Source organism: Mycobacterium branderi (assembly GCF_010728725.1).
GTDB lineage: Bacteria > Actinomycetota > Actinomycetes > Mycobacteriales > Mycobacteriaceae > Mycobacterium > Mycobacterium branderi.
The window spans coordinates 3,504,529-3,524,243 of the sequence record NZ_AP022606.1; the positions used below are offsets into that span (position 1 = coordinate 3,504,529).

The 19,715-nt window shown below is 67.6% G+C and carries 24 protein-coding genes and 1 pseudogene; 18 read left to right on the plus strand and 7 right to left on the minus strand.

Annotated elements, in window-relative coordinates; translation table 11 throughout:
- The first annotated feature begins 85 nt into the window (after nucleotides 1-85).
- From G6N47_RS17075 to G6N47_RS17095, 6 genes are all read left to right on the plus strand, one after another.
- Entirely contained in the window at nucleotides 86-280 is a 195-nt protein-coding gene (locus G6N47_RS17075; protein ID WP_083131580.1) for a hypothetical protein, read from the plus strand.
- Between the two features lie 111 nt (nucleotides 281-391).
- On the plus strand, nucleotides 392-484 hold the full coding sequence (locus G6N47_RS30345; RefSeq protein ID WP_372517527.1) for an Ms4533A family Cys-rich leader peptide: 93 nt from the start codon (nucleotides 392-394) through the stop codon (nucleotides 482-484).
- Between the two features lie 114 nt (nucleotides 485-598).
- On the plus strand, nucleotides 599-1,627 hold the full coding sequence (locus G6N47_RS17080) for a sulfate ABC transporter substrate-binding protein (RefSeq protein WP_083131581.1): 1,029 nt from the start codon (nucleotides 599-601) through the stop codon (nucleotides 1,625-1,627).
- A 46-nt stretch (nucleotides 1,628-1,673) separates the two neighbouring features.
- Nucleotides 1,674-2,504 carry a sulfate ABC transporter permease subunit CysT gene (cysT, locus tag G6N47_RS17085; protein WP_083131582.1) on the plus strand — a complete coding sequence of 277 codons (831 nt, stop codon included), beginning with the start codon at nucleotides 1,674-1,676 and terminating at the stop codon, nucleotides 2,502-2,504.
- Complete coding sequence (gene cysW / locus G6N47_RS17090) at nucleotides 2,501-3,316, plus strand: sulfate ABC transporter permease subunit CysW (RefSeq protein WP_083131583.1); 816 nt, start codon at nucleotides 2,501-2,503, stop codon at nucleotides 3,314-3,316. Before cysT ends, cysW begins: the two co-directional genes overlap by 4 nt.
- Nucleotides 3,313-4,350 carry a sulfate/molybdate ABC transporter ATP-binding protein gene (locus tag G6N47_RS17095; RefSeq protein WP_083131584.1) on the plus strand — a complete coding sequence of 346 codons (1,038 nt, stop codon included), beginning with the start codon at nucleotides 3,313-3,315 and terminating at the stop codon, nucleotides 4,348-4,350. Before cysW ends, G6N47_RS17095 begins: the two co-directional genes overlap by 4 nt.
- A gap of 69 nt (nucleotides 4,351-4,419) precedes the next feature.
- On the opposite strand, the gene G6N47_RS17100 is transcribed toward G6N47_RS17095, so the two are convergent.
- The 4 genes from G6N47_RS17100 to G6N47_RS30350 all read right to left on the minus strand — a co-directional run bounded on the left by G6N47_RS17100 (nucleotide 4,420) and on the right by G6N47_RS30350 (nucleotide 7,729).
- Nucleotides 4,420-5,112 carry a sirohydrochlorin chelatase gene (locus G6N47_RS17100; protein WP_083131656.1) on the minus strand — a complete coding sequence of 231 codons (693 nt, stop codon included), beginning with the start codon at nucleotides 5,110-5,112 and terminating at the stop codon, nucleotides 4,420-4,422.
- Nucleotides 5,109-5,837, minus strand: coding sequence for a phosphoadenylyl-sulfate reductase (locus G6N47_RS17105; protein WP_083131585.1), 729 nt, complete (start codon nucleotides 5,835-5,837; stop codon nucleotides 5,109-5,111). Before G6N47_RS17105 ends, G6N47_RS17100 begins: the two co-directional genes overlap by 4 nt.
- The gene (locus tag G6N47_RS17110) at nucleotides 5,834-7,501 is read right to left on the minus strand and encodes a nitrite/sulfite reductase (RefSeq protein WP_083131586.1); all 1,668 of its coding nucleotides are present in this window, start codon (nucleotides 7,499-7,501) and stop codon (nucleotides 5,834-5,836) included. The genes G6N47_RS17105 and G6N47_RS17110 overlap by 4 nt, the downstream gene beginning before the upstream one ends.
- Nucleotides 7,502-7,615: 114 nt before the next feature.
- Complete coding sequence (locus G6N47_RS30350; protein ID WP_369126343.1) at nucleotides 7,616-7,729, minus strand: Ms4527A family Cys-rich leader peptide; 114 nt, start codon at nucleotides 7,727-7,729, stop codon at nucleotides 7,616-7,618.
- Nucleotides 7,730-7,877: 148 nt separating this feature from the next.
- Here G6N47_RS30350 and G6N47_RS17115 point away from each other — a divergent pair, with 148 nt between their 5' ends.
- From G6N47_RS17115 to hemW, 3 genes are read left to right on the plus strand one after another with little or no spacing between them, the layout of a single operon-like run.
- A complete protein-coding gene (locus G6N47_RS17115; protein WP_139799466.1) occupies nucleotides 7,878-8,411 on the plus strand; it encodes an Mce protein in 534 nt (177 codons plus the stop codon).
- Entirely contained in the window at nucleotides 8,408-8,788 is a 381-nt protein-coding gene (locus G6N47_RS17120) for a transglycosylase family protein (RefSeq protein ID WP_083131587.1), read from the plus strand. The genes G6N47_RS17115 and G6N47_RS17120 overlap by 4 nt, the downstream gene beginning before the upstream one ends.
- 31 nt (nucleotides 8,789-8,819) lie before the next feature.
- Nucleotides 8,820-9,977 carry a radical SAM family heme chaperone HemW gene (hemW, locus tag G6N47_RS17125; RefSeq protein WP_083131588.1) on the plus strand — a complete coding sequence of 386 codons (1,158 nt, stop codon included), beginning with the start codon at nucleotides 8,820-8,822 and terminating at the stop codon, nucleotides 9,975-9,977.
- Here hemW and G6N47_RS17130 read toward each other — a convergent pair.
- Nucleotides 9,974-10,624: a TetR/AcrR family transcriptional regulator gene (locus tag G6N47_RS17130; RefSeq protein ID WP_232080228.1), complete on the minus strand. Its 651-nt coding sequence runs from the start codon at nucleotides 10,622-10,624 to the stop codon at nucleotides 9,974-9,976. The two genes, hemW and G6N47_RS17130, sit on opposite strands and share 4 nt — an antisense overlap.
- Before the next feature lie 139 nt (nucleotides 10,625-10,763).
- Here G6N47_RS17130 and G6N47_RS17135 point away from each other — a divergent pair, with 139 nt between their 5' ends.
- From G6N47_RS17135 to G6N47_RS17140, 3 genes and pseudogenes are all read left to right on the plus strand, one after another.
- Entirely contained in the window at nucleotides 10,764-11,078 is a 315-nt protein-coding gene (locus G6N47_RS17135; protein WP_083131589.1) for a hypothetical protein, read from the plus strand.
- A 74-nt stretch (nucleotides 11,079-11,152) separates the two neighbouring features.
- Nucleotides 11,153-11,259, plus strand: a pseudogene (locus tag G6N47_RS30355) (Rv3717 family N-acetylmuramoyl-L-alanine amidase); the annotation flags it as partial.
- 175 nt (nucleotides 11,260-11,434) lie between these two features.
- A complete protein-coding gene (locus G6N47_RS17140; protein ID WP_083131590.1) occupies nucleotides 11,435-11,698 on the plus strand; it encodes a hypothetical protein in 264 nt (87 codons plus the stop codon).
- A gap of 49 nt (nucleotides 11,699-11,747) precedes the next feature.
- On the opposite strand, the gene G6N47_RS17145 is transcribed toward G6N47_RS17140, so the two are convergent.
- Nucleotides 11,748-12,839, minus strand: a complete 1,092-nt coding sequence (locus G6N47_RS17145; RefSeq protein ID WP_083131591.1) for a Zn-dependent alcohol dehydrogenase — start codon at nucleotides 12,837-12,839, stop codon at nucleotides 11,748-11,750.
- Nucleotides 12,840-12,888: 49 nt separating this feature from the next.
- Here G6N47_RS17145 and G6N47_RS17150 point away from each other — a divergent pair, with 49 nt between their 5' ends.
- Genes G6N47_RS17150 through G6N47_RS17175 form a run of 6 tightly spaced genes read left to right on the plus strand, consistent with a single transcriptional unit; the run spans nucleotide 12,889 to nucleotide 19,192 of the window.
- On the plus strand, nucleotides 12,889-14,331 hold the full coding sequence (locus G6N47_RS17150) for an aldehyde dehydrogenase family protein (protein ID WP_083131592.1): 1,443 nt from the start codon (nucleotides 12,889-12,891) through the stop codon (nucleotides 14,329-14,331).
- Between the two features lie 37 nt (nucleotides 14,332-14,368).
- Nucleotides 14,369-14,632, plus strand: coding sequence for an antitoxin (locus tag G6N47_RS17155; protein WP_083131593.1), 264 nt, complete (start codon nucleotides 14,369-14,371; stop codon nucleotides 14,630-14,632).
- Complete coding sequence (locus tag G6N47_RS17160; RefSeq protein ID WP_083131594.1) at nucleotides 14,629-15,024, plus strand: type II toxin-antitoxin system VapC family toxin; 396 nt, start codon at nucleotides 14,629-14,631, stop codon at nucleotides 15,022-15,024. Before G6N47_RS17155 ends, G6N47_RS17160 begins: the two co-directional genes overlap by 4 nt.
- A gap of 60 nt (nucleotides 15,025-15,084) precedes the next feature.
- Nucleotides 15,085-16,281 (plus strand): amidohydrolase family protein, encoded by a 1,197-nt coding sequence (locus G6N47_RS17165; RefSeq protein WP_083131595.1) that lies wholly within the window; start codon nucleotides 15,085-15,087, stop codon nucleotides 16,279-16,281.
- Nucleotides 16,266-17,987 (plus strand): N-acyl-D-amino-acid deacylase family protein, encoded by a 1,722-nt coding sequence (locus G6N47_RS17170; RefSeq protein WP_083131596.1) that lies wholly within the window; start codon nucleotides 16,266-16,268, stop codon nucleotides 17,985-17,987. The genes G6N47_RS17165 and G6N47_RS17170 overlap by 16 nt, the downstream gene beginning before the upstream one ends.
- Nucleotides 17,984-19,192 carry a cytochrome P450 gene (locus G6N47_RS17175; protein WP_083131597.1) on the plus strand — a complete coding sequence of 403 codons (1,209 nt, stop codon included), beginning with the start codon at nucleotides 17,984-17,986 and terminating at the stop codon, nucleotides 19,190-19,192. Before G6N47_RS17170 ends, G6N47_RS17175 begins: the two co-directional genes overlap by 4 nt.
- On the opposite strand, the gene G6N47_RS17180 is transcribed toward G6N47_RS17175, so the two are convergent.
- Nucleotides 19,189-19,389: a hypothetical protein gene (locus G6N47_RS17180; RefSeq protein WP_083131598.1), complete on the minus strand. Its 201-nt coding sequence runs from the start codon at nucleotides 19,387-19,389 to the stop codon at nucleotides 19,189-19,191. The genes G6N47_RS17175 and G6N47_RS17180 overlap by 4 nt on opposite strands.
- Between the last annotated feature and the right edge of the window lie 326 nt (nucleotides 19,390-19,715).

Genomic DNA, 19,715 nt, shown 5'->3' on the forward strand with positions numbered 1-19,715 from the left:
CGGCGTCCACTAGGGGCGGGGCGTGTCCGGGCGGTCCGAGTCGGCCGCGTTGGTTTCGCCCGTCGCGGGGAATAGGGTGAGCTCGATGGACGGGTTCCTCAGTTGGTGGGACGGCGTCGAGTTGTGGTTGTCCGGACTCGGGTTCGTCCTGCAGACCATCGTGGTGATGCCGGTTGTGCTGGCGTTGGCCTACCTCATTGCGCTGGTGCTGGACTCGATGCTGGGCCGCGGCATCCGGCTGATGCGCCGCGCCCGTCATGCCGACGAAGGCCGCGGGTGACCGGCATGCCACGCTCGCAGGTGACGTTGGTGCTGGTCACCCTGGTGGTGCTGGTGATCGTCACCTGGTGGCTGACGCGCTGATTCGGCGGATTCTGTTAGGCTTCGCGCCATGCCTACAGCGACCGGCAACAAAGAGTGCTATGTCTTGGCGCTCATTGCCGTGGGGAATTGCGCTGTAGCCGACGTGCACTGTTGTCGCTGACTGAAATACCCGCGCGCGGTCTGGCGTCGGAGTCGGCGGAATTCGGCAATTCAGACCTGAGCCTTTCCGGAGCGACGGGTATTGAGATCCGAAAGCCCGGCACGGAAAGGTCCAATGCTCAACCTCGTCAAAGGTTCGTCGCGCGTCATCGCCCTCGCGCTCGGCGTCGGCGTGGTGGCGGCGTGCCACGGTGGCGCCAGCGACGTCGTCGGCGGCGGCGGGCCCGGCGATGCGCGCACCAGCATCACGCTGGTCGCCTACTCGGCACCGGAACCGGGGTGGAGCAAGGTGATTCCGGCGTTCAACGCCTCACAGGAGGGCAAGGGCGTGCAGGTGATCACCTCCTACGGCGCCTCGGGCGACCAGTCGCGCGGCGTCGCCGCCGGCAAGCCCGCCGATATCGTCAACTTCTCGGTCGAACCCGACATCACCCGGCTTGTCAAGGCGGGCAAGGTTTCCAAGGATTGGGACAAAGACGCCACCAAGGGCATTCCGTTCGGTTCGGTGGTGACGTTGGTGGTGCGGCAGGGCAATCCGAAAAACATCAAGGACTGGGACGATTTACTGAGGCCCGGCGTGGAAGTCATCACACCAAGCCCGTTGAGTTCGGGGTCGGCGAAATGGAATCTGCTGGCTCCCTACGCGGTCAAGAGCGAGGGTGGGCGAAATCCTCAGGCGGGCGTGGACTTCGTCGACAAACTGGTGAGCCAACACGTCAAATTGCGCCCGGGCTCGGGGCGCGAGGCCACCGACGTGTTCGTCCAGGGCAGCGGCGACGTGCTGATCAGTTACGAGAACGAGGCCATCGCCACTGAGCGGCAAGGCAAGCCGATCACCCACGTCAACCCGCCGCAGACCTTCAAAATCGAGAACCCGCTGGCGGTGGTGACCAACAGCACCCACCTGGACACCGCGACCGCGTTCAAGAACTTTCAGTACACCGAGCAGGCTCAGAAGATTTGGGCGCAGGCCGGTTTCCGTCCCGTCGACCCGGCCGTCGCCGCCGAGGTTCGCGGCCAGTTCCCGGTGCCGCTCAAGCTGTGGACGATCACCGATCTGGGCGGCTGGGACACCGTGGATCCACGGCTGTTCGACAAGAACAGCGGCAGCATCACCGGAATCTACATGCGGGCCACCGGATGATCGCGCCCGCGACGATGCAGAGCGAAGCGATGAGGAGGAGCGGCGCATGACGACGGCGACGCTGACACCCAATCTGAGCGCCGCGCGCCGCGGCGGCACATCGCTGCGCGTCGGGGTGGCGATGGGGTGGCTGTCGGTGATTGTGCTGCTGCCGTTAGCCGCGATCGGCTGGCAAGCCGTCGGCGGCGGCTGGCGTGCGTTTTGGCTGGCGGTCAGCTCCAATGCCGCGCTGGAGTCGTTCCGGGTGACGCTGACGATTTCGGCCGGGGTCACGCTGTTGAACCTGGTGTTCGGCATGTTGATCGCCTGGGTGCTGGTACGCGACGATTTCCCGGGCAAGCGCCTGATCGACACCATCATCGACCTGCCGTTCGCGTTACCGACCATCGTCGCCAGCCTGGTGATGCTGGCGCTTTATGGTCCGCACAGTCCGGTCGGCCTGCATCTGCAACACACCGGCTGGGGTGTGGCGGTGGCTCTGGCGTTCGTCACGCTGCCGTTCGTGGTGCGTGCCGTGCAGCCGGTGCTGCTCGAAATCGACCGCGAGGCCGAGGAAGCGGCGGCGTCGCTGGGCGCCAACAACGCGACGATCTTCACGTCGGTGGTGCTGCCGTCGCTGACGCCTTCGCTGTTGTCCGGTGCGGGGCTGGCGTTTTCGCGGGCCATCGGTGAGTTCGGCTCGGTCGTCCTGATCGGTGGAGCGGTGCCCGGGAAAACCGAAGTGTCCTCGCAGTGGATCCGCACCTTGATCGAGAACGACGACCGCACCGGGGCCGCTGCGATATCGATTGTGCTGCTGGGCATTTCGTTCGTGGTGCTGTTCATCCTACGCACGTTGGGGGCGCGCGCGGCCAAGCGTGAGGAGTTGTCGGTATGACGACCTCGCCGCGCGTCCGCTATGTGCTGCGCTCCGTCGCGCTCGGTTATATCGCCGTGCTGCTGATCGTGCCGGTGGCGCTGATCCTGTGGCGCACCTTGTCGCCCGGCCTTGGTCAGTTCTATGCCTGGGTCAGCACTCCCGCGGCGATCTCGGCGCTGCAGCTGTCGCTGCTGGTGGTCGCGATCGTGGTGCCGCTGAACGTGATCTTCGGCATCCCGACGGCATTGATGCTGGCGCGCAATCGGTTCCGCGGCAAGGGTTTGCTGCAAGCAATCATCGACCTGCCGTTCGCCGTCTCACCCGTCATCGTGGGCGTGGCGCTGATCGTGCTGTGGGGATCGGCCGGCGTGCTGGGCTTCGTGGAGCGAGATCTCGGACTGAAGATCATCTTCAGTCTGCCGGGAATCGTGCTCGCCAGTGTTTTCGTCACGCTGCCGTTCGTGGTCCGCGAAGTCGAACCGGTGTTGCACGAACTTGGCACCGATCAGGAAGAGGCGGCGGCAACGCTGGGTTCGTCGTGGTGGCAGACGTTTTGGCGGATCACATTGCCGTCCATCCGGTGGGGACTGACCTACGGCATCGTGCTGACCATTGCCCGAACGCTCGGCGAGTACGGCGCGGTCCTGATGGTGTCGTCGAATCTGCCGGGGAAATCGCAGACATTGACGCTGCTGGTATCCGACCGCTACAACCGGGGCGCCGAGTACGGTGCCTACGCGTTGTCGACATTGCTGATGGCGGTATCGGTGGTAGTGCTGATCGTCCAGGTGCTGCTGGACGTCCGGCGGGTAGGCAAGGAGGTCGCATGACCAACAACGCGATCATCGTGCAGGGCGCCAACAAGCGCCATGGCAACTTCGTCGCGCTCGACAACGTCGACTTTACGGTTCCCGCCGGCTCGCTGACGGCGCTGCTGGGCCCCAGTGGATCCGGCAAGTCGACGCTGCTACGCGCCATCGCCGGACTCGACCAGCCCGACACCGGAACCATCACGATCAACGGCCGCGACGTCACCCGGGTGCCGCCGCAGCGGCGCGGCATCGGATTCGTGTTCCAGCACTACGCAGCGTTCAAGCATTTGACTGTGCGCGACAACGTCGCGTTCGGGTTGAAGATCCGTCGCCGGCCGAAGGCCGAGATCACCAAGAAGGTGGACAACCTGCTGGAAGTGGTGGGGCTCAGCGGATTTCAGGACCGTTACCCCAACCAGCTCTCCGGCGGGCAGCGTCAGCGGATGGCACTGGCTCGCGCGCTGGCCGTCGACCCCCAGGTGCTGCTGCTCGACGAGCCGTTCGGCGCGCTGGACGCCAAAGTCCGCGAGGATCTGCGGGCCTGGCTACGCCGACTGCACGACGAGGTGCATGTCACCACCGTGCTGGTGACCCACGACCAGGCCGAGGCGCTCGACGTCGCCGACCGCATCGCGGTGCTCAACAAGGGCCACATCGAGCAGGTCGGGTCGCCGGCCGAGGTCTACGACACCCCGGCGAACGCCTTCGTCATGTCGTTTCTGGGAGCGGTGTCGTCGCTGAACGGCACTCTCGTCCGGCCGCACGACATCCGCGTCGGCCGCAGACCCGATATGAAGATCGCCGCCAGCGACGCCGCCGCCGAGTCCGCCGGCGTCGTTCGCGCCACCATCGATCGGGTGGTCATGCTGGGCTTCGAAGTTCGCGTGGAATTGACCAACGCCGCCACCGGCGGGCCGTTCACCGCACAGATCACCCGCGGCGACGCCGAGGCGTTGGCCCTGCGGGAGGGGGACACCGTCTACGTGGCCGCCACCCGGGTACCGCCGATCGCGGGGGAAGTCAGTGCACCGGTAGCCGACGCGTTGGCGTAGCGTTGGCCGAGTGTGAATTGCGCGACGCGACACGCCGAAAACTCGTCGCCGAATTCACAGTCGAAGGCGTCAGGCGGCGACGGCCTCGGCCAATGCTTCGTCGTAGCGGTCCAGCACGGTTTCGGCGACCAACCGGTGTGCGCCCAGGGTTGCGGCCATCGGAATACCGTTGTCGCCCGCATAGTCGGACACCCGGTCGAGCAGTCGCCCCGGTGCCAGGAACCACGGCGCGATGACCACCTGCCGGGCGCCGCGCCGGCGCAAGTCCTCGACACCGTCGGCGATCGAGCCAGGGGAGGTGGCGAACGCCGTCGTCGCGGCTGCCCAGTGAGTGCCCGCCGACAGCTTCGCCGACACAGATGCGGTGCGGGCGTTCGCCACCGCATGCGACGACCCGATCGCGACCACCAGCACGCCGAGCCCGATGTCAGCGCTGGAAACGCCGACACCGCTTAGCCTTTCGCGCAGCACTGCCACCAGGCGATCGTCTTCGCCGAGCACCTCCGCCTGCCGCACACCGGCAAAACCCGTGATCTGCCTTGGGATGTCGATGCGGGCGTGATAGGCGTCGGCGAGCAAAAACGGGGTGACCACCGCGCCGGGCGTCAGCACCTCAGGCAGGCTGGGTGTGTTCAGCTCGCAGAACGCGACGCGCACGTCAAGGCCGGGCCGCAACAGCCGCAGCCGAGCGGCGACCGCCTGGGCATTGGCCGCCGACCGCGGGTCCGCACTGCCGTGCGCGGTCAGTACCAGACAAGTCACGACGCGTGCAGCCCGCATTCGATCTTGCCGGTCCCTTGCCAGCGTCCGCTGCGTGGATCGGCGCCCTCCGCCGGCTTGGCCGTGCACGGGGCGCAGCCGATCGACGGATACCCTTCGTAGACAAGCGGATTGACCAACACGTCGTTCTCGGCGATGTAGTCGTCCATGTCTTGATCGGTCCATGCGGCCAGTGGGTTGACCTTCACCAGCTTGAAAGCCTCGTCGAAGCTGATCAGCGGTGCATTGGCCCGGGTGGGCGCCTCGACCCGGCGCAGGCCGGTCACCCAAGCGGAGTAGCCGCGCAGCGCCTTGGACAGCGGCTCGACCTTGCGCAGCCGGCAGCACTCGTTGGGTTCGCGGGCGAACAAGTCCTTGCCCAGCAACTTGTCCTGCTCGGCGACGGTGTGCTCGGGCGTGACGTTGAGTACCCGGATGTCGTAGACCGCCTCGACCGCGTCGCGGGTGCCGATGGTCTCCACGAAGTGATAACCGGTGTCCAGGAACAGCACTGGCACGTCCGGGCGCACCTTGGCCGCCATATCGACCAGCACCGCGTCCTGCATATTCGAGGCCACCACGTAGTTACACGTCGCCGCCCCACGCGGACCGTGCACCCCGCCGAAGTTCTCGTCGGTCCAACGCAGCAGATCGGTGGCGCTGGCGCCCTCCAACTCGGCCGCGCCGCGCGCCGCCAGGTCCCGGAGCTCCGCTTCGGTGAAGGTCATCGCAGATCCGCCTCGTCGGCGCGGGCCGCCCACGTGGCGAACCGTTCCCCTTCGTCGCGCTGTTTGACGAAGTTGCGCACCACCCGGTCGATGTAGTCGGGCAGCTCGTCGCTGGTGACCTTGTGCTGGCGCAGTTTTCGGCCGAAGCCGCTGTCCAGTCCGAGGCTGCCGCCCAGGTGCACCTGGAAGCCCTCGACGGAACCGCCGTGGCCGTCGTCGACCATCTGGCCCTTGAAACCGATGTCGGCCACTTGAATTCGCGCGCAGGAGTTCGGGCAGCCGTTGATGTTGATCGTGATCGGCACGTCGAGCTGGGCGTTGATGTCCTCCAGCTTGCGTTCGAGCTCGGGCACCAGCACCTGCGAGCGGCCGCGGGTTTCTGCGAACGACAGCTTGCAGAACTCAATTCCGCTGCAGGCCATGAGGTTTCGCCGCCAATGCGACGGCCGCGACGGCAGCCCCAGCGCGTCCAGGCCCGCAACCGTCTCGTCGAGCCGCTCGTCGGGGACGTCGAGAATGATCAGCTTCTGATACGCGGTGAACCGGGCCCGGTCGGAGCCGGCGCGCTCCATCAGGTCGGCCACCTTCGACAGGGTGGTGCCGGACACCCGCCCGGCGATCGGAGCCACGCCAATCGCGTTGAGCCCGTTCTTCAGCCGCTGCACACCGACGTGGTCGATCGGATGCTTGACCGGTTCGTGAGCGGGGCCGTCGATCAACGGTCGCTTGAGGTACTCCTGTTCGAGAATTTCGCGGAACTTTTCGATACCCCAGTCCTTGATCAGGAACTTCAGCCGCGCCTTGGAGCGCAGCCGACGATAGCCATAGTCGCGGAACACGCACGTGACGGCTTCCCACACGTCGGGCACCTCGTCGAGCGGCACCCAGACACCGACCCGCTTGGCCAGCATCGGGTTCGTCGACAACCCGCCGCCGACCCACAGGTCCAGGCCCGGCCCATGCTCGGGATGGTTGACGCCGATGAACGACACGTCGTTGATCTCGTGCGCCACATCCTGCAGACCCGACACCGCGGTCTTGTACTTGCGCGGCAGGTTTGCGTACTCGGGCTTGCCGACGTAGCGGCGCACGATCTCGTCGAGCGCGGGGGTGGCGTCGAGCACCTCGTCGAGGGAGTCACCGGCCAACGGCGAGCCGAGCATCCCGCGGGGGCAGTCGCCGCAGGCCTCGGTGGTCTGCAGGCCAACGGCCTCCAGCCGTTTCCAGATCTCCGGCACGTTTTCGATCTCGATCCAGTGGCACTGCAGGTTTTCCCGGTCGGAGATGTCGGCGGTGTCACGCGCGAATTCGGTGGAGATCTCGCCCAGGGTGCGCAGCGCGGCGGCCGAGAGTGCCTTGCCGTCGGTGCGCACCCGCATCATGAAGTATTTGGCCTCGAGCAAATCGGCGTTCTCGTCGCCGGTCCAGGTGCCGTCGTAGCCCTCTGCGCGCTGGGTGTAGAGGCCCAGCCAGCGGAACCGGCCACGCAGATCGGTCTTGTCGATGCTGTCGAAACCCTGCTGCGCATAAATGTTTTCGATGCGGGCCCGCACATTCAGCGGCGCGTCGTCGAACTTGAGCTGTTCGGTGGGATTGAGCGGATCACGCTCGCCCATCGCCCACTGGCCTTCGCTGCGGCTCTTGGCCGGGCGGGTGGTCGTCATTCGGCGGTCTCCTTTGCGGAGGAGCCGGCGTGGACCGCGCGGATCACCGGTTGGCTGTCCCGGCGGCGCAGATCCGGCAGCCAGCTGCAAGTACAGGTGGGCGGGTCTACGACATCAAGGCAGACAGCGACAGCTGCAGACACGCTTGAGATCGATGTGCCGGCGCGCAACCAGGGCAACCCCAGACTCGGTGCAATAGGCGACGGTCACCCGGCCATTGTGCCACACACTCCGGCAGGCCGTTTCAGCAGGCCGAAGTTTTGGTCACCGTGAGCGAAAAGCCTGCAGAGGCGCGTGTCGATCGCCGAAAAAGCCGCTGAACTGGCTCAAACTACCTGCGTGCACGCCGTTCGGCGCGGGCAGGTAGGCGGTTGACATGAATGAAGTCGAGCCTTCGCACGCGGGCGCTCGTGACGAAGGCCACTCGAAGCCCAAGCGAGCACACCTACGCTGGCTGGCCGCCGCGGCGTTGGCGGTCGCGCTGACCGGAGCGGCGGGCTATGTGGGCCGGGTGCAATTCGAGCGACACCAAACGGACGTCGCCGCACAGCAGGCAGTGGCCGCGGCGGTGAAATACGCCGTCGCGTTGACGAATTTCGACAGCCAGGCGATGGACCGCAATATCGCGGTGATTCGCGACGGCGCAACCGGTGAATTCAAACAGCGCTACGACAAATCCCATGGGCTGCTGCGCACGGTGTTGCTCGACCACCAGGCAAACGCGCAAGGCCAGGTCGTCGAATCGGTGGTCAAGTCCGCGAGCACCAACAGGGTCGAGGTTGAGCTGTTCGTCGAGCAACTGGTGAGCAATATCGAAGCTCCGGACTCGGTGGTCGACTTCAGCAGCATCAACATGACCATGGAGCGAGTCGACGGCCGGTGGCTGGCCAGCAAGGTGCAACTGCGATGAAAGCCAAGGCCAGGCCGGCGGCGATCGTGCTCGCGGCGGCGTCGGTCATACCGTTCAGCAGCCTGGCTTCCGCGGACACCGTCAACTGGGACGCCATTGCCCAATGCGAATCGGGCGGTAACTGGTCGGCTGACACCGGCAACGGTTTTTACGGTGGCCTGCAGATCAGCCAGGCGACCTGGGAGGCCAACGGCGGCGTGGGCTCACCGGAAAATGCCTCCCGTGCCCAGCAGATCCAGGTGGCGCAGCGGATTTATGAGACGCAGGGGCCCAAGGCGTGGCCGGGATGCGCCTCTCCTGCTCGCAGGGTGGCGCCGGTCGGTTCGCTGAATCACCTGTTGACCTACATGTTCACCCAGCTCGACGGGCCCAGATAGCACCCAGTCGGCGGTGGGATGATGTCGTGGCATGACGGCCGACCTGCCCGACGTCCAACTGAGCCCGGGGGCGCCCTTCGGGGTGTATGTGCACGTGCCGTTTTGCCTGACTCGCTGCGGGTATTGCGACTTCAACACCTACACCCCGGCGGAATTGGGTGGGGTCAACCCAGACGCCTGGATGCAGGTACTGGGCTCCGAACTCGAGTTGGCGGCCGCGCGGCTCGGCGGCCCAACGGCCGACACCGTGTTCCTCGGGGGCGGGACGCCGTCACTGCTGGGCGCGGAGCGGTTGTGCACGCTGCTGGAGATGGTTCGCCAACACTTCGGTGTCGCCCCGGACGCCGAGGTCACCACGGAGGCCAACCCCGAGTCGACGTCGCCGGAGCTCTTCGAGGCGCTGCGCGAGGCGGGCTACACCCGGATATCGCTGGGCATGCAGTCGGTGGCGCCGCGGGTGCTGGCGACGCTGGATCGCGTGCACTCGCCGGGACGGGCGGCGGCCGCGGCAGGTGAGGCGCTCGCGGCCGGCTTCGAGCACGTCAACCTCGACCTGATCTACGGCACGCCGGGCGAGTCCGACGACGACGTATGCCGGTCGGTGGACGTCGCGATCGACGCCGGCGCCGATCATGTGTCGGCCTACTCGCTGATCGTGGAGGAGGGCACGGCGTTGGCGCGACGGATCCGCCGCGGCGAGCTGGCCGCCCCCGACGACGACGTGCTGGCTCGTCGCTACGAGCTGGTCGACGAGCGGCTGCGCGCCGCCGGGCTGGACTGGTACGAGGTGTCCAACTGGAGTCGTCCGGGTGGGCGGTGCCGGCACAACATCGGCTACTGGGACGGCGGGCAGTGGTGGGGCGCAGGGCCCGGAGCGCACAGCTTCGTCGGCGCGACGCGCTGGTGGAATGTCAAGCACCCCAACACTTATGCGCAACGGCTGGCCGACGCGGCGCTGCCGGTGGCAGGCTTCGAGCAACTCGACGACGACGCACTGCATACCGAGGAGGTCATGTTGCGTCTGCGGATTCGCGACGGGCTGCCGCTGGACATCTTGGATGCCGGGGAGCGGGAACGCGCCGCGGTCGCCGTCGGCGACGGCCTGCTGCAGCGCGATGGTGAGCGGCTGGTGCTCACCGACCGCGGACGGCTGCTCGCCGACGCGGTGGTGCGCGCACTGCTCGATTAGGACAGCGGCACGGAGGGATCCACCTCGATGCCGAAGCCGCGCAGATGGTGGTCGATGATCACCCAGGCCTGGGCGGTCAGCCGGTCGATGAGTTGCTCGCGGGTGCCGACCGGCCGGCTCAACCAGCGCAGCACGGACGCGTCGACCAGCCCGATCAGCGCGACCAGAGTCGCTTCGGCGGCGTCGGGATCTTCGGCGAAACGCGGAAAGTAGCGCGCCCCCGCCGCGGCCAGCTCGGCGGCGAAGTCGCTGCGGTCGACCCGCTGCCGCTGCGAGTTGCGCTGATAACCGCGGCTGACCAGGAAGCGGTACAGGTTCGGGTGGCGATCCGCCCAGTTGACCTGGGCGGCGATCGGTGCCCGGATCACGTCGAGCGGCGTCCCGGAGAGGTCGAGCCCGCCGCGGATCTCGGCGCGCAGCTCCTGGTAAGCGTTGCGGGCCAGCGCGAGGTCGAGATCGTCCTTGGAAGAAAAGTGGCGGTACACGTTGGGCCGGGCCAGCCCGGCACGCTGGGCAATCTGGCCGGTCAGCGCACTCGGCCCGTATTCCTCGATCGCGGCTCGTGCCGCTGCCAGGATTTGCTCGCGCCTCGCCGACGCCGGGGAATCCCCGCCGTGTCGAGATGACCCCGGGATCCGGGTGGCCACGGGCCCACTTTATCGGCGTTTAGCCTGGCGGACCGGTGATACGCACTGTATCGTCGGACCGCGATACGCCTTGTATCACATTGCCGAGCGAAGGACATCTGACGAGACACCCAGGCGCGCTTGCTTTTCGGAGATCAGCATGAGCCAGCCGATCAATGCCACGTACGACGCGTTCATCCGGGTAGCGGCATGGTATTTCGCGAACCCGCCCGCTACCTGGTGCATTGCCCGACACCCGGCCGGCTGGTGCGTCACCGCCGCCGACGGTACCTACATCAGCTCGCACCGGACCAGACGCGACGCGATCGCCAACCTGACCGACGGCCCTTACGCCAAAGCCCATTACGCCACCCTCGACTGGTACCTGGGCTACTCGAACGACCCGACCATGCGGCCGCTGACCGACGCCGAACGCGCCGCGGTTGACGAGATCCTGTCCTGGCCTGGCTATTAGGGCGTTTAAGCAGACCACGCTGCGCGCTCTGCGTCCGGCGAACGCCGTTTCAAGTCACCAGCGCCCGCTGCGGCGCGCAATATATTGGCTCGCAAGGTTATCCGGGCACTCTGGCCTCGCCAGGCTAAGCCTGCCGCAGTATCCGGCGATACTGATCGAACGGGGCAACATGAAGAATGCCGCACAAAACAGAATTGGGCGACACGGTCTTTCGTTGTGAATTGGTGACGCGAACGCGATCTAACAGTTCTGCGAACTCGATAACCTTGGGCGCGCGGGGGATTAATTGGTTGGGCGGTGAAATCACGTCAATCCAAGGGGGTTCACATTGAGCATCGCGACGACGGCGGGTAACGATGGGTGACACACGGCGCCCGCATCGGCGGCGTCGGTCGGGCCGAAATGCCAGCGCGGACTTGGCGGTCGACGCACGGGTGTGTGTCTTCCCGGGCACCGATCACGAAAAACGGGGCCTAGTGGTCGAAGACTTTGGTGACTCCCCGGGATACGCGGTCGATGTGGGTACCAGCCACATCGCGGATCCGGCGCGACGATGGGCCGTACGACTCGATGACGGCGACTTGGTTTTCGTCGACAGTGACGACCTCGCCTCCGAGTGAGCCCTGATCCGAGCGCCTCGTAGGATTCCTGCGGACCTCGGGCAGCCCCTCACGCCGTCTGGTCGAAGCAGACGACGCTGCGCGCTCCGTGGCCGGCCGCCATGTCGGCGAACGTCGCCTCGACGTCGTCGATTCCGATGCGTCGCGTCACCAGCGCCTCGAGGTCGAGTCGGCCGCGGCGCGCCAGCGCGGCCAGCATCGGAATGTCGCGGGCCGGGTCGCTGCCGCCATAGACGCTGCCGCGAATTGTCTTGCCGTCAGCCATCATCGACAGCGCGGGAAAGCTCACGGTCTCCTCGATGCCGGCGGCGCCCACGATGGTGATCGTGCCGCCGCGGCGGGCGGCGTCGTAGGCGGCGCGGATGGTGACCGGCTTGCCGACCACTTCGATCGCATGGTCGACGCCCTCGCCGCCGGTCAGTTCGCGCACCGCGGTCACGAGATCGGTAGCACCGGTGTCGATGGTGTCGGTGGCGCCGTTGGCCGTTGCGGTCGGCAGCTGGCCGGCCACCCGGTCGGCGGCGATGATCGGCGCCGCGCCGGCTAGTCGCGCGCCTTGCACTGCCGCCAAACCCACGCCGCCGCAACCGATTACCAGCACGCTCTGGCCGGGCCGGACCGCCGCGGTATGCAGCACCGCGCCGACACCGGTGATCACCGCGCAGCCCAACAGCGCGGCGTGGTCGAGGCGTAGCGAGCGGTCGACGGGCACTGCCGCAGCGGCGGGTAGCAGCGTCTCCTCGGCCAGCGTGCCCGCGCCCATGGCCGGCCACACCGGCCCGGCGCCGTCACGCGCGTACGGCTCACCGAAGCCGTGGTCAAGACCATGCGGGCACAGCTGGGCATCGCCGCGCAGGCAGTGCGGGCATGACCGGCACGGCACGTTCCAGGTCAGCACGACGTGATCGCCGGGCGCGACGCTGCCGACGGCGTCGCCGACCTCGGTGACAACCCCCGCGCCCTCGTGGCCCAGCGTGCACGGCAGCAGCGCCGGCATTCCGCCGTCGCGCACCGACAGGTCGGTATGGCACACACCGCTGGCGGCCAGCCGCACCCGCACCTCGTGGCTCGCGAGCGGTCGCAGCGTGAGCTCTTCGACCGCGCTCGGTTGTCCGATCTGACGCAGCACGACCGCCCGCATAGCGACCTACGATGGCGACACGACCGCACCAGGTCAAGGAGGCAGCGCGATGCTCACCATCGACGGCGAGGCCCGACCCGGCGCGACCACCTACCCGGTGCGCAATCCGGCGCGCCCCGCCGAAGCCGTCGGAGACGCCCCGGCCGCCGACCGCGAGCAGCTCGACACCGCGGTGCGCGCGGCGCGGCGGGCGGCGCCCGGGTGGCGCGCCCTGGATGTCGCCGAGCGGGTCGCTGCAGTCACCGCGGCGGCGTCAAAGGCGGCCGAGCACCTCAGCGCCCGAGACGGTGCCCGGCTGTACACCCGCGAGCACGGCAAGGTGTTGCCGGAAGCCCGCTTCGAAATCGACACCGCCCCCGTGCTGGCGTCGCTGCTCGGCTCGATGGCCGAGACGGCGCTGGCGCCCGAGCACATCGACCCGCACCAGGCCTACCCTCGGCTGCACCGCGAGCCGTATGGCGTTGCGGCGCTTGTTCTTCCATTCAATTGGCCGCTGGCTTTGGCGATCACCAAGCTGTCTTCGGCGCTGGTTGCCGGCAACACCGCCGTCGTCAAGGTGCCGCCGACCTGTCCGCTGGCCGCCCTGCAGCTCGGCGCGGCGTTCGCCGCGGCGCTGCCGCCGGGAGTGGTGAACGTGCTCGCCGGCCCGGGCAGCGGCCTGGCCCAGGCGCTGGTCACCCACCCGGGCATTGACGTGATCTCGCTGACCGGCGGGGTGGCCACCGGGCGCGCGGTGATGGCAGCCGCTGCGTCGCGGCTCACTCCGGTGCTGCTCGAGCTCGGCGGCAACGACGCCGCGATCATCGGCCCGGATCTCGAAATCAGCGACGAGCTCGTCGAGCGCCTGGTGACCGCGACCTACACCACCGGTGGTCAGGTGTGCATGGCGATCAAGCGGCTGTACGCGCCGGCGGATCGGGTCGGCGAGCTGGCCGACGCGGTACTGGCACGCTGCCAAAAGGAGGTGGTCGGCGACGGCCTGGCCGAGGAGACCACGTTGGGCCCGCTGCACACCGCCGCCGGCCGCGACCGGGTACAGGCTCTGACGGACGACGCGCGCGTGCACGGCGCGACGGTCCGCACCGCCGGCCGCATCCGGGAGGCCGACGCCGACTCCGGCGGCTACTTTGTCTTGCCCACGGTCGTCACGGGTTTGGCGCCCGACGCGGCACTGGCCACCGAGGAGCAGTTCGGTCCGGTGCTGCCGATCTTCGGCTACCAGAACATCGACGACGCGGTGGACGCAGCGAACGCCACCGAGTTCGGGCTCACCGCGTCGGTGTGGACCGGCGACGACGCGCTGGCCGACCGGGTCGCCACCCGGCTGGTCGCCGGCACGGTCAGCGTCAACTGCCACGGCATGGCCGCCCAGGACCCGCGGCTGCCGTTCGGCGGTGTCGGCCAGTCCGGTCTGGGCCGCGAGCTCGGGGTCGACGGCATCCGGGCGTTCACCCAGCCGCGGGCCTTCGTGCGACAGCCGGCGCCGCGGTAACCGCCTGTGACCCCTATGAGTCATCTATACTCATATCATGAGTAAGCGTCTGCAGGTTCTGCTCGATGCCGACGAGTGGGAAGAGCTGCAAAAGACCGCGCGTCGGCACCGAACGACTGTCTCCGATTGGGTTCGCCGCACGTTGCGCGAAGCACAGCAGCGAGAGTCAAGCGGCGATCTCGACGCCAAGCTGCGTGCCGTACGTACCGCCATGCGTTATGAGTTCCCGGCGCCCGACATCGAGCAGATGCTCGAGGAGGCCGAGCGCGGATACCTGGAGCCGCCGGAAACCTCCGAGTGATTCTCGTCGACGCCAACATCCCCATGTACCTGGTGGGCGCTTCTCGTCCGCACAAGCTGGATGCGCAACGGCTCCTGCGATCCGCACTCTCCGCCGGCGAGCGGTTGGTTACCGACGCCGAGGTATTGCAGGAAATCTGCCATCGGTACGCGGCCATCAACCGGCGTGAGGCGATTCAGCCCGCCTTCGACGCGATCCTCGGGGTGGTCGATGATGTGCTGCCAATCGGCCAAACACACATCGAGCACGCGAGGGATACCCTGTTGCGATATCGACACTTATCCGCGCGGGACGCGGTGCATATTGCCGTCATGGCACACCACAACATTGCCCAAATCATGAGCTTCGACCGCGGCTTCGATGCTTACCCGGGGATCACCCGGCTGGCCTAACTTCGCTGTCATTGCATAGATAGCATTGACAGCCGCAAAAACCCGTCGTTAGCTTCAGGTATGGGGCTGCTGCCGGACCCGTCTCCGCGCGAGCGACGGCACGTGGTGATTTCGGTCGACGACCACGTCATCGAGCCCCCGGACATGTTCGACGGGCGATTGCCCACCGCGCTGGCCGATCGGGCGCCGCGGATCGTCGAGACCGACGGCGGACGCCAGGTGTGGCGCTACGAGGATTGCGACTACCCCAACATCGGGCTCAACGCGGTGGTCGGGCGGCCGCCGGAGGAATGGAGCATGGAGCCGGCCCGTTTCGACGAAATGCGCCCAGGCTGTTGGGATATCAAAGCGCGCATCGCCGACATGGACCTGGCCGGCATTTGGGCGTCGCTGAACTTCCCGTCGTTGATCGCAGGTTTCGCCGGCACCGTGTTCTGGAAGAGCAAAGACCCCGAGCTGGGTCTCGCCGTGTTGCGGGCCTGGAACGACTGGCATCGAGAGGTGTGGGCCGGCAGCTTCCCGCAGCGCATCATCCCGCTGCAGTTGCCATGGCTGGCCGACCCGCAACTGGCCGCCGACGAAATCCGCACCAATGCCGCCCGCGGCTTCAAAGCCGTCAGCTTCCCCGAGTTGCCCGCCCAATGCGGGCTGCCGAGCCTGCACACCGGAGTGTGGGATCCGTTCTTCGCCGCCTGCGAGGAGACCGACACCGTGGTGTGCCTGCACACCGGATCGGCGCAGTGGGCGCCAATTCCCGCGCCGGACACTCCTTTTGAAACCATCACCACGCTGTTTCCGGTCAACGCGTTGGTCGCGTGCGCCGACATGCTGTGGTCGGGGATCCCGGTGCGCTTCCCGAGGCTGAACATCACGCTGGCCGAGGGCGGGCTCGGCTGGGCGGCGATGCTCGGCGACCGTGCCGACTACGTGCTGGCCCACTCCGCGTCCGGGCAGGAGGGCGGCTCCTGGAGGAGCGACCTGCTGCCCAGCGAGGTGCTGCGGCGCAACTTCTGGTTCTGCTCGATCGACGACCCGCATGCGTTCGGCGCCCTGGACGCCGTCGGCGCCGACCGCATCCTGGTGGAAAGCGACTACCCGCACGCAGATTCGACGTGGCCCGACACCCAGGACGTGATCGCTCGCAACGTTGCCGGGTTGTCCGCCGACGACGCCGCCCGCATCACCCACCGCAACGCCGCGGGCCTCTTCCGCCACCCACTACCGGACGACGGCTGGCTGACATGCTCGACCTGTTGATCCGCGACGCGGAAATCGTCGACGGCACAGGCACGCCCGCCCGGCACGGGAACGTCGGCGTCAAGGATGGGTGGATCGTCGCCGTGGGGGAGACCGACGAGCTGGCTGCGAAAACCATTGACGCGCAGGGGCAAGCACTGGCACCCGGCTTCGTCGACCTGCACACCCACTACGACGCGCAGCTGTTCTGGGATCCGACGGCGAGCCCGTCGCTGCAACACGGCGTTACCACGGTTTTCGGCGGCAACTGCGGATTCACGCTGGCGCCCGCCGCCGCCGAGCAGCACGACTACCTCACCCGAATGCTGGCCCGTGTCGAGGGCATGCCGCTAGAGGCACTGCGGGCCGGCCTGGACTGGGAGTGGACGTCGTTCGGCGACTGGCTGAAACGGCTGGACGGCCACATCGCGGTGAATGCCGGTTTCCTCGTTGGTCATTCGGCATTGCGGCTGGCGGCGATGGGTGACGACGCGGTCGGTGGCACGGCGACGCCGCAACAGATCGACCGGATGGTCGCGCTGCTCAACGACGCGGTAACCGCTGGGGCGCTGGGGTTCTCGACGTCGCAGTCGCACACCCACAACGACGACTCCGGGCAGCCGGTGCCATCACGGGCGGCGTCGCGTCAGGAATTGCTGGCCCTGGCCGGTGGTCTCCGCTCCCACCCGGGCACCACGTTGGAGGCGATCATCCCCGGTTGCCTGTCGGGATTCACCGACGACGACATCGGCTTGCTCACCGACATGTCGCGGGCCGCCGACCGGCCGCTGAACTGGAATGTGCTCGGGGTGTCGGCGGCCAATCCGGCCGGGTACCAGGGCCAGCTGCGCGCCTCGGAAGTCGCCGCCGAAAACGGCGGGCGGGTCGTCGCGCTCACGTTGCCCCACACGATGAGAATCCGACTGTCGTTTCACACCGGCTTCGTGCTCGACGGGCTGCCCGGGTGGCGCGAGGTTATGCACCTGCCGGTGCCCGAGCGGCTCACGGCGCTCCGCGATCCCGAGGTGCGCAGACGCCTCAACGAAGGCGCCCAGTCCGAGGCCGCGGGCATTCTGCGTGGGCTGTCGCACTGGGAGCAGCTGATCATCGTCGAAACATTCGCGCCCGAAAATGCCGACGCCGCAGGGCATTCCGTAGGAGAAGTCGTCGCCGCGCGGGGCTCAGAGCCGTTCGACACGCTGTGCGACATCGTGGTCGCCGACGAGCTGCGCACCGGGCTGACGCCGCCGTCGAGCGGTGACGACGCCGCCGACTGGCGGGTACGTGCCGAGGTGTGGCGGCACCGCGACGCGGTCATCGGCGGCTCCGACGCCGGGGCACACCTGGACATGATGTGCGGCGCCATTTATACGACATCGCTGCTCGGGCACGGGGTTCGGGAGCATCAGGTGGTGACGCTCGAGGAGGCGGTGCGGCTGATCACCGACGTTCCGGCCCGGCTCTACGGACTGGCCGGCCGCGGCCGGATCGCGCCCGGCTGGCACGCCGACCTGGTGCTGTTCGACCCGGCCACTGTTGGCCACGGGCCTGAGCGCACCCGTTACGACCTGCCCGCCGGTGCGCCCCGGTTGGTCGCCGATGCTCGTGGGATCAGCTCGGTGCTGGTCGGCGGGGTCGAGGTGTGCCACGACGGCGTGGCCACCGGAGCGATGCCCGGGACCGTGCTGCGGTCCGGGCGCGACACCGAGACGGTGAGGGCGGCATGACCGTCGACGAGTTCGACCCCGCCGAGCTGCAGGGCAGCCTGCTCATGCAGGTCGAAAACGTGCACGAGCGGCTCCGCGAGGCGCGTGCCAAGCACCGGGTCATGGTCGGCAACCCGTTCAGCGAAACATCAAGCCAGACACTGGGTTCCGCGGGCATGACGGTATTGGGTTACGACGAGTGCCAGACGGTGCTGACCCATCCCGACACGTTCTCGTCGGCGATCTACGAGCAGATCATGGGCCCGGTCATGGGCCGCACCCTGCTCGAACTCGAAGGCGCCGAACACCGGGCCAGCCGCGCGCTGGTGTCCCCGTCGTTCCGGTCGGCGCTGCTGGAGCGGTGGCGCAGCGAGCTGGTGGAAGTCGTGGTGCACGAGCTGATCGACCGGTTCGCACCGCGGGGCCGTGCCGAGCTGGCTCGGGAGTTCACGTTTGCCTTCCCGGTGCAGGTGATCGCCCGCATGATGGGTCTGCCGCGCGAGGATTACCTGCGCTTCCAGCGGCTGTCGATCGAACTGCTCAACGTGGTCTACGACTGGGAGTGCGGGATTGCCGCATCGGCCGAACTGAAGGCGTATTTCGGGGAAATCCTTGCCGCGCGGCGCCGTGACCCGCAGGACGACCTGATCAGCACGCTGGCCGAATCCGAGATCGACGGCGCCCGCCTGACCGACGACGAGATCTTCGCGTTCCTGCTGCTGATCCTGCCGGCCGGCGTCGAGACCACCTACCGCGCCTCCGGCAACCTGCTGGTCGGCCTGCTCACGGAGCCCCTGCTGTGGGAGGCGGTGCGCGCCGACCGCGGCCTGGTTCACGGCGCCATCGAGGAGGCGCTGCGCTGGGAGCCGCCGATCACCACGGTGATGCGCAGGGCGGCACACGATTGCGAACTGGGCGGGGTCGCGATTCCGGCCGGCACCAACGTCAGCGTCAGCGTCGCGGCCGCCAACCGGGATCCGGCGCGCTACCCCGATCCCGATCGGTTCGACCCCACCCGAAAAGGCATCGCGCACTTGACGTTTGGCGGTGGCCCGCATCTGTGTCTGGGCATGCACCTGGCGCGGATGGAGTCCACGGTCGCGATCAACGCGCTGCTCGACCGGCTGCCGGATCTGCGACTGGATCCCAGCGAACCCCCGCCGCACGTGGTGGGGGTGGCGTTCCGCTCGCCGGCGGCGCTGCCGGTGCAGTTCAGTCCGAGCTAGGCTGACGCCTTCTTGAGCCCCGCGCCCTTGACGCGGTGCGTGACCGAAGCCCACGCCGACGGCGAGAAGTGGGTGGTGACTTCCTCGAAGCCGTCCACCCGAGAAACGGTGAGCACACCGGTGTCATGGTTGATCGAGAGCTGGTCGCCGTCGTTGGCATGCACTTCTTCACCGTCGAGAAGCCGGATTATGAACACGGCGGTTGCCCCTCTCTTCGTGATTGGCGTCGGTTGTGGATCTGGCCAGTGGTTGGGCTGCCCGTGATGCTATGAATGGCCTCCTTCTGGACGCGATCCACCGCGGGACTGGGGACTGAACGTTGCGCAAACGTTCGGTGACCAACCAATCACAGTGACGGTCGACCCGCGTACGTCGCGTCGCGCGCCTAGACAACGCATCGAGGCTCAAGGGCGTGCTCAGCGCCGGTCTAGCAGCGCCGACGGCACTTAAAGTCATCGCTACTCAAAGTGCCGCGCGCCCGTGGCCGGGGGCGATGTCGAACCGGAGCTGCCCACCGGTGGAT

Coding starts and splice junctions, on each gene's coding strand:
- G6N47_RS17075 (WP_083131580.1), top strand. CDS start 86: ATGGACGGGTTCCTCAGTTGGTGGGACGGCGTCGAGTTGTGGTTGTCC.
- G6N47_RS30345 (WP_372517527.1), top strand. CDS start 392: ATGCCTACAGCGACCGGCAACAAAGAGTGCTATGTCTTGGCGCTCATT.
- G6N47_RS17080 (WP_083131581.1), top strand. CDS start 599: ATGCTCAACCTCGTCAAAGGTTCGTCGCGCGTCATCGCCCTCGCGCTC.
- cysT (WP_083131582.1), top strand. CDS start 1,674: ATGACGACGGCGACGCTGACACCCAATCTGAGCGCCGCGCGCCGCGGC.
- cysW (WP_083131583.1), top strand. CDS start 2,501: ATGACGACCTCGCCGCGCGTCCGCTATGTGCTGCGCTCCGTCGCGCTC.
- G6N47_RS17095 (WP_083131584.1), top strand. CDS start 3,313: ATGACCAACAACGCGATCATCGTGCAGGGCGCCAACAAGCGCCATGGC.
- G6N47_RS17105 (WP_083131585.1), bottom strand. CDS start 5,837: ATGACCTTCACCGAAGCGGAGCTCCGGGACCTGGCGGCGCGCGGCGCG.
- G6N47_RS17110 (WP_083131586.1), bottom strand. CDS start 7,501: ATGACGACCACCCGCCCGGCCAAGAGCCGCAGCGAAGGCCAGTGGGCG.
- G6N47_RS17115 (WP_139799466.1), top strand. CDS start 7,878: ATGAATGAAGTCGAGCCTTCGCACGCGGGCGCTCGTGACGAAGGCCAC.
- G6N47_RS17120 (WP_083131587.1), top strand. CDS start 8,408: ATGAAAGCCAAGGCCAGGCCGGCGGCGATCGTGCTCGCGGCGGCGTCG.
- hemW (WP_083131588.1), top strand. CDS start 8,820: ATGACGGCCGACCTGCCCGACGTCCAACTGAGCCCGGGGGCGCCCTTC.
- G6N47_RS17135 (WP_083131589.1), top strand. CDS start 10,764: ATGAGCCAGCCGATCAATGCCACGTACGACGCGTTCATCCGGGTAGCG.
- G6N47_RS17140 (WP_083131590.1), top strand. CDS start 11,435: ATGGGTGACACACGGCGCCCGCATCGGCGGCGTCGGTCGGGCCGAAAT.
- G6N47_RS17145 (WP_083131591.1), bottom strand. CDS start 12,839: ATGCGGGCGGTCGTGCTGCGTCAGATCGGACAACCGAGCGCGGTCGAA.
- G6N47_RS17150 (WP_083131592.1), top strand. CDS start 12,889: ATGCTCACCATCGACGGCGAGGCCCGACCCGGCGCGACCACCTACCCG.
- G6N47_RS17155 (WP_083131593.1), top strand. CDS start 14,369: ATGAGTAAGCGTCTGCAGGTTCTGCTCGATGCCGACGAGTGGGAAGAG.
- G6N47_RS17165 (WP_083131595.1), top strand. CDS start 15,085: ATGGGGCTGCTGCCGGACCCGTCTCCGCGCGAGCGACGGCACGTGGTG.
- G6N47_RS17170 (WP_083131596.1), top strand. CDS start 16,266: ATGCTCGACCTGTTGATCCGCGACGCGGAAATCGTCGACGGCACAGGC.
- G6N47_RS17175 (WP_083131597.1), top strand. CDS start 17,984: ATGACCGTCGACGAGTTCGACCCCGCCGAGCTGCAGGGCAGCCTGCTC.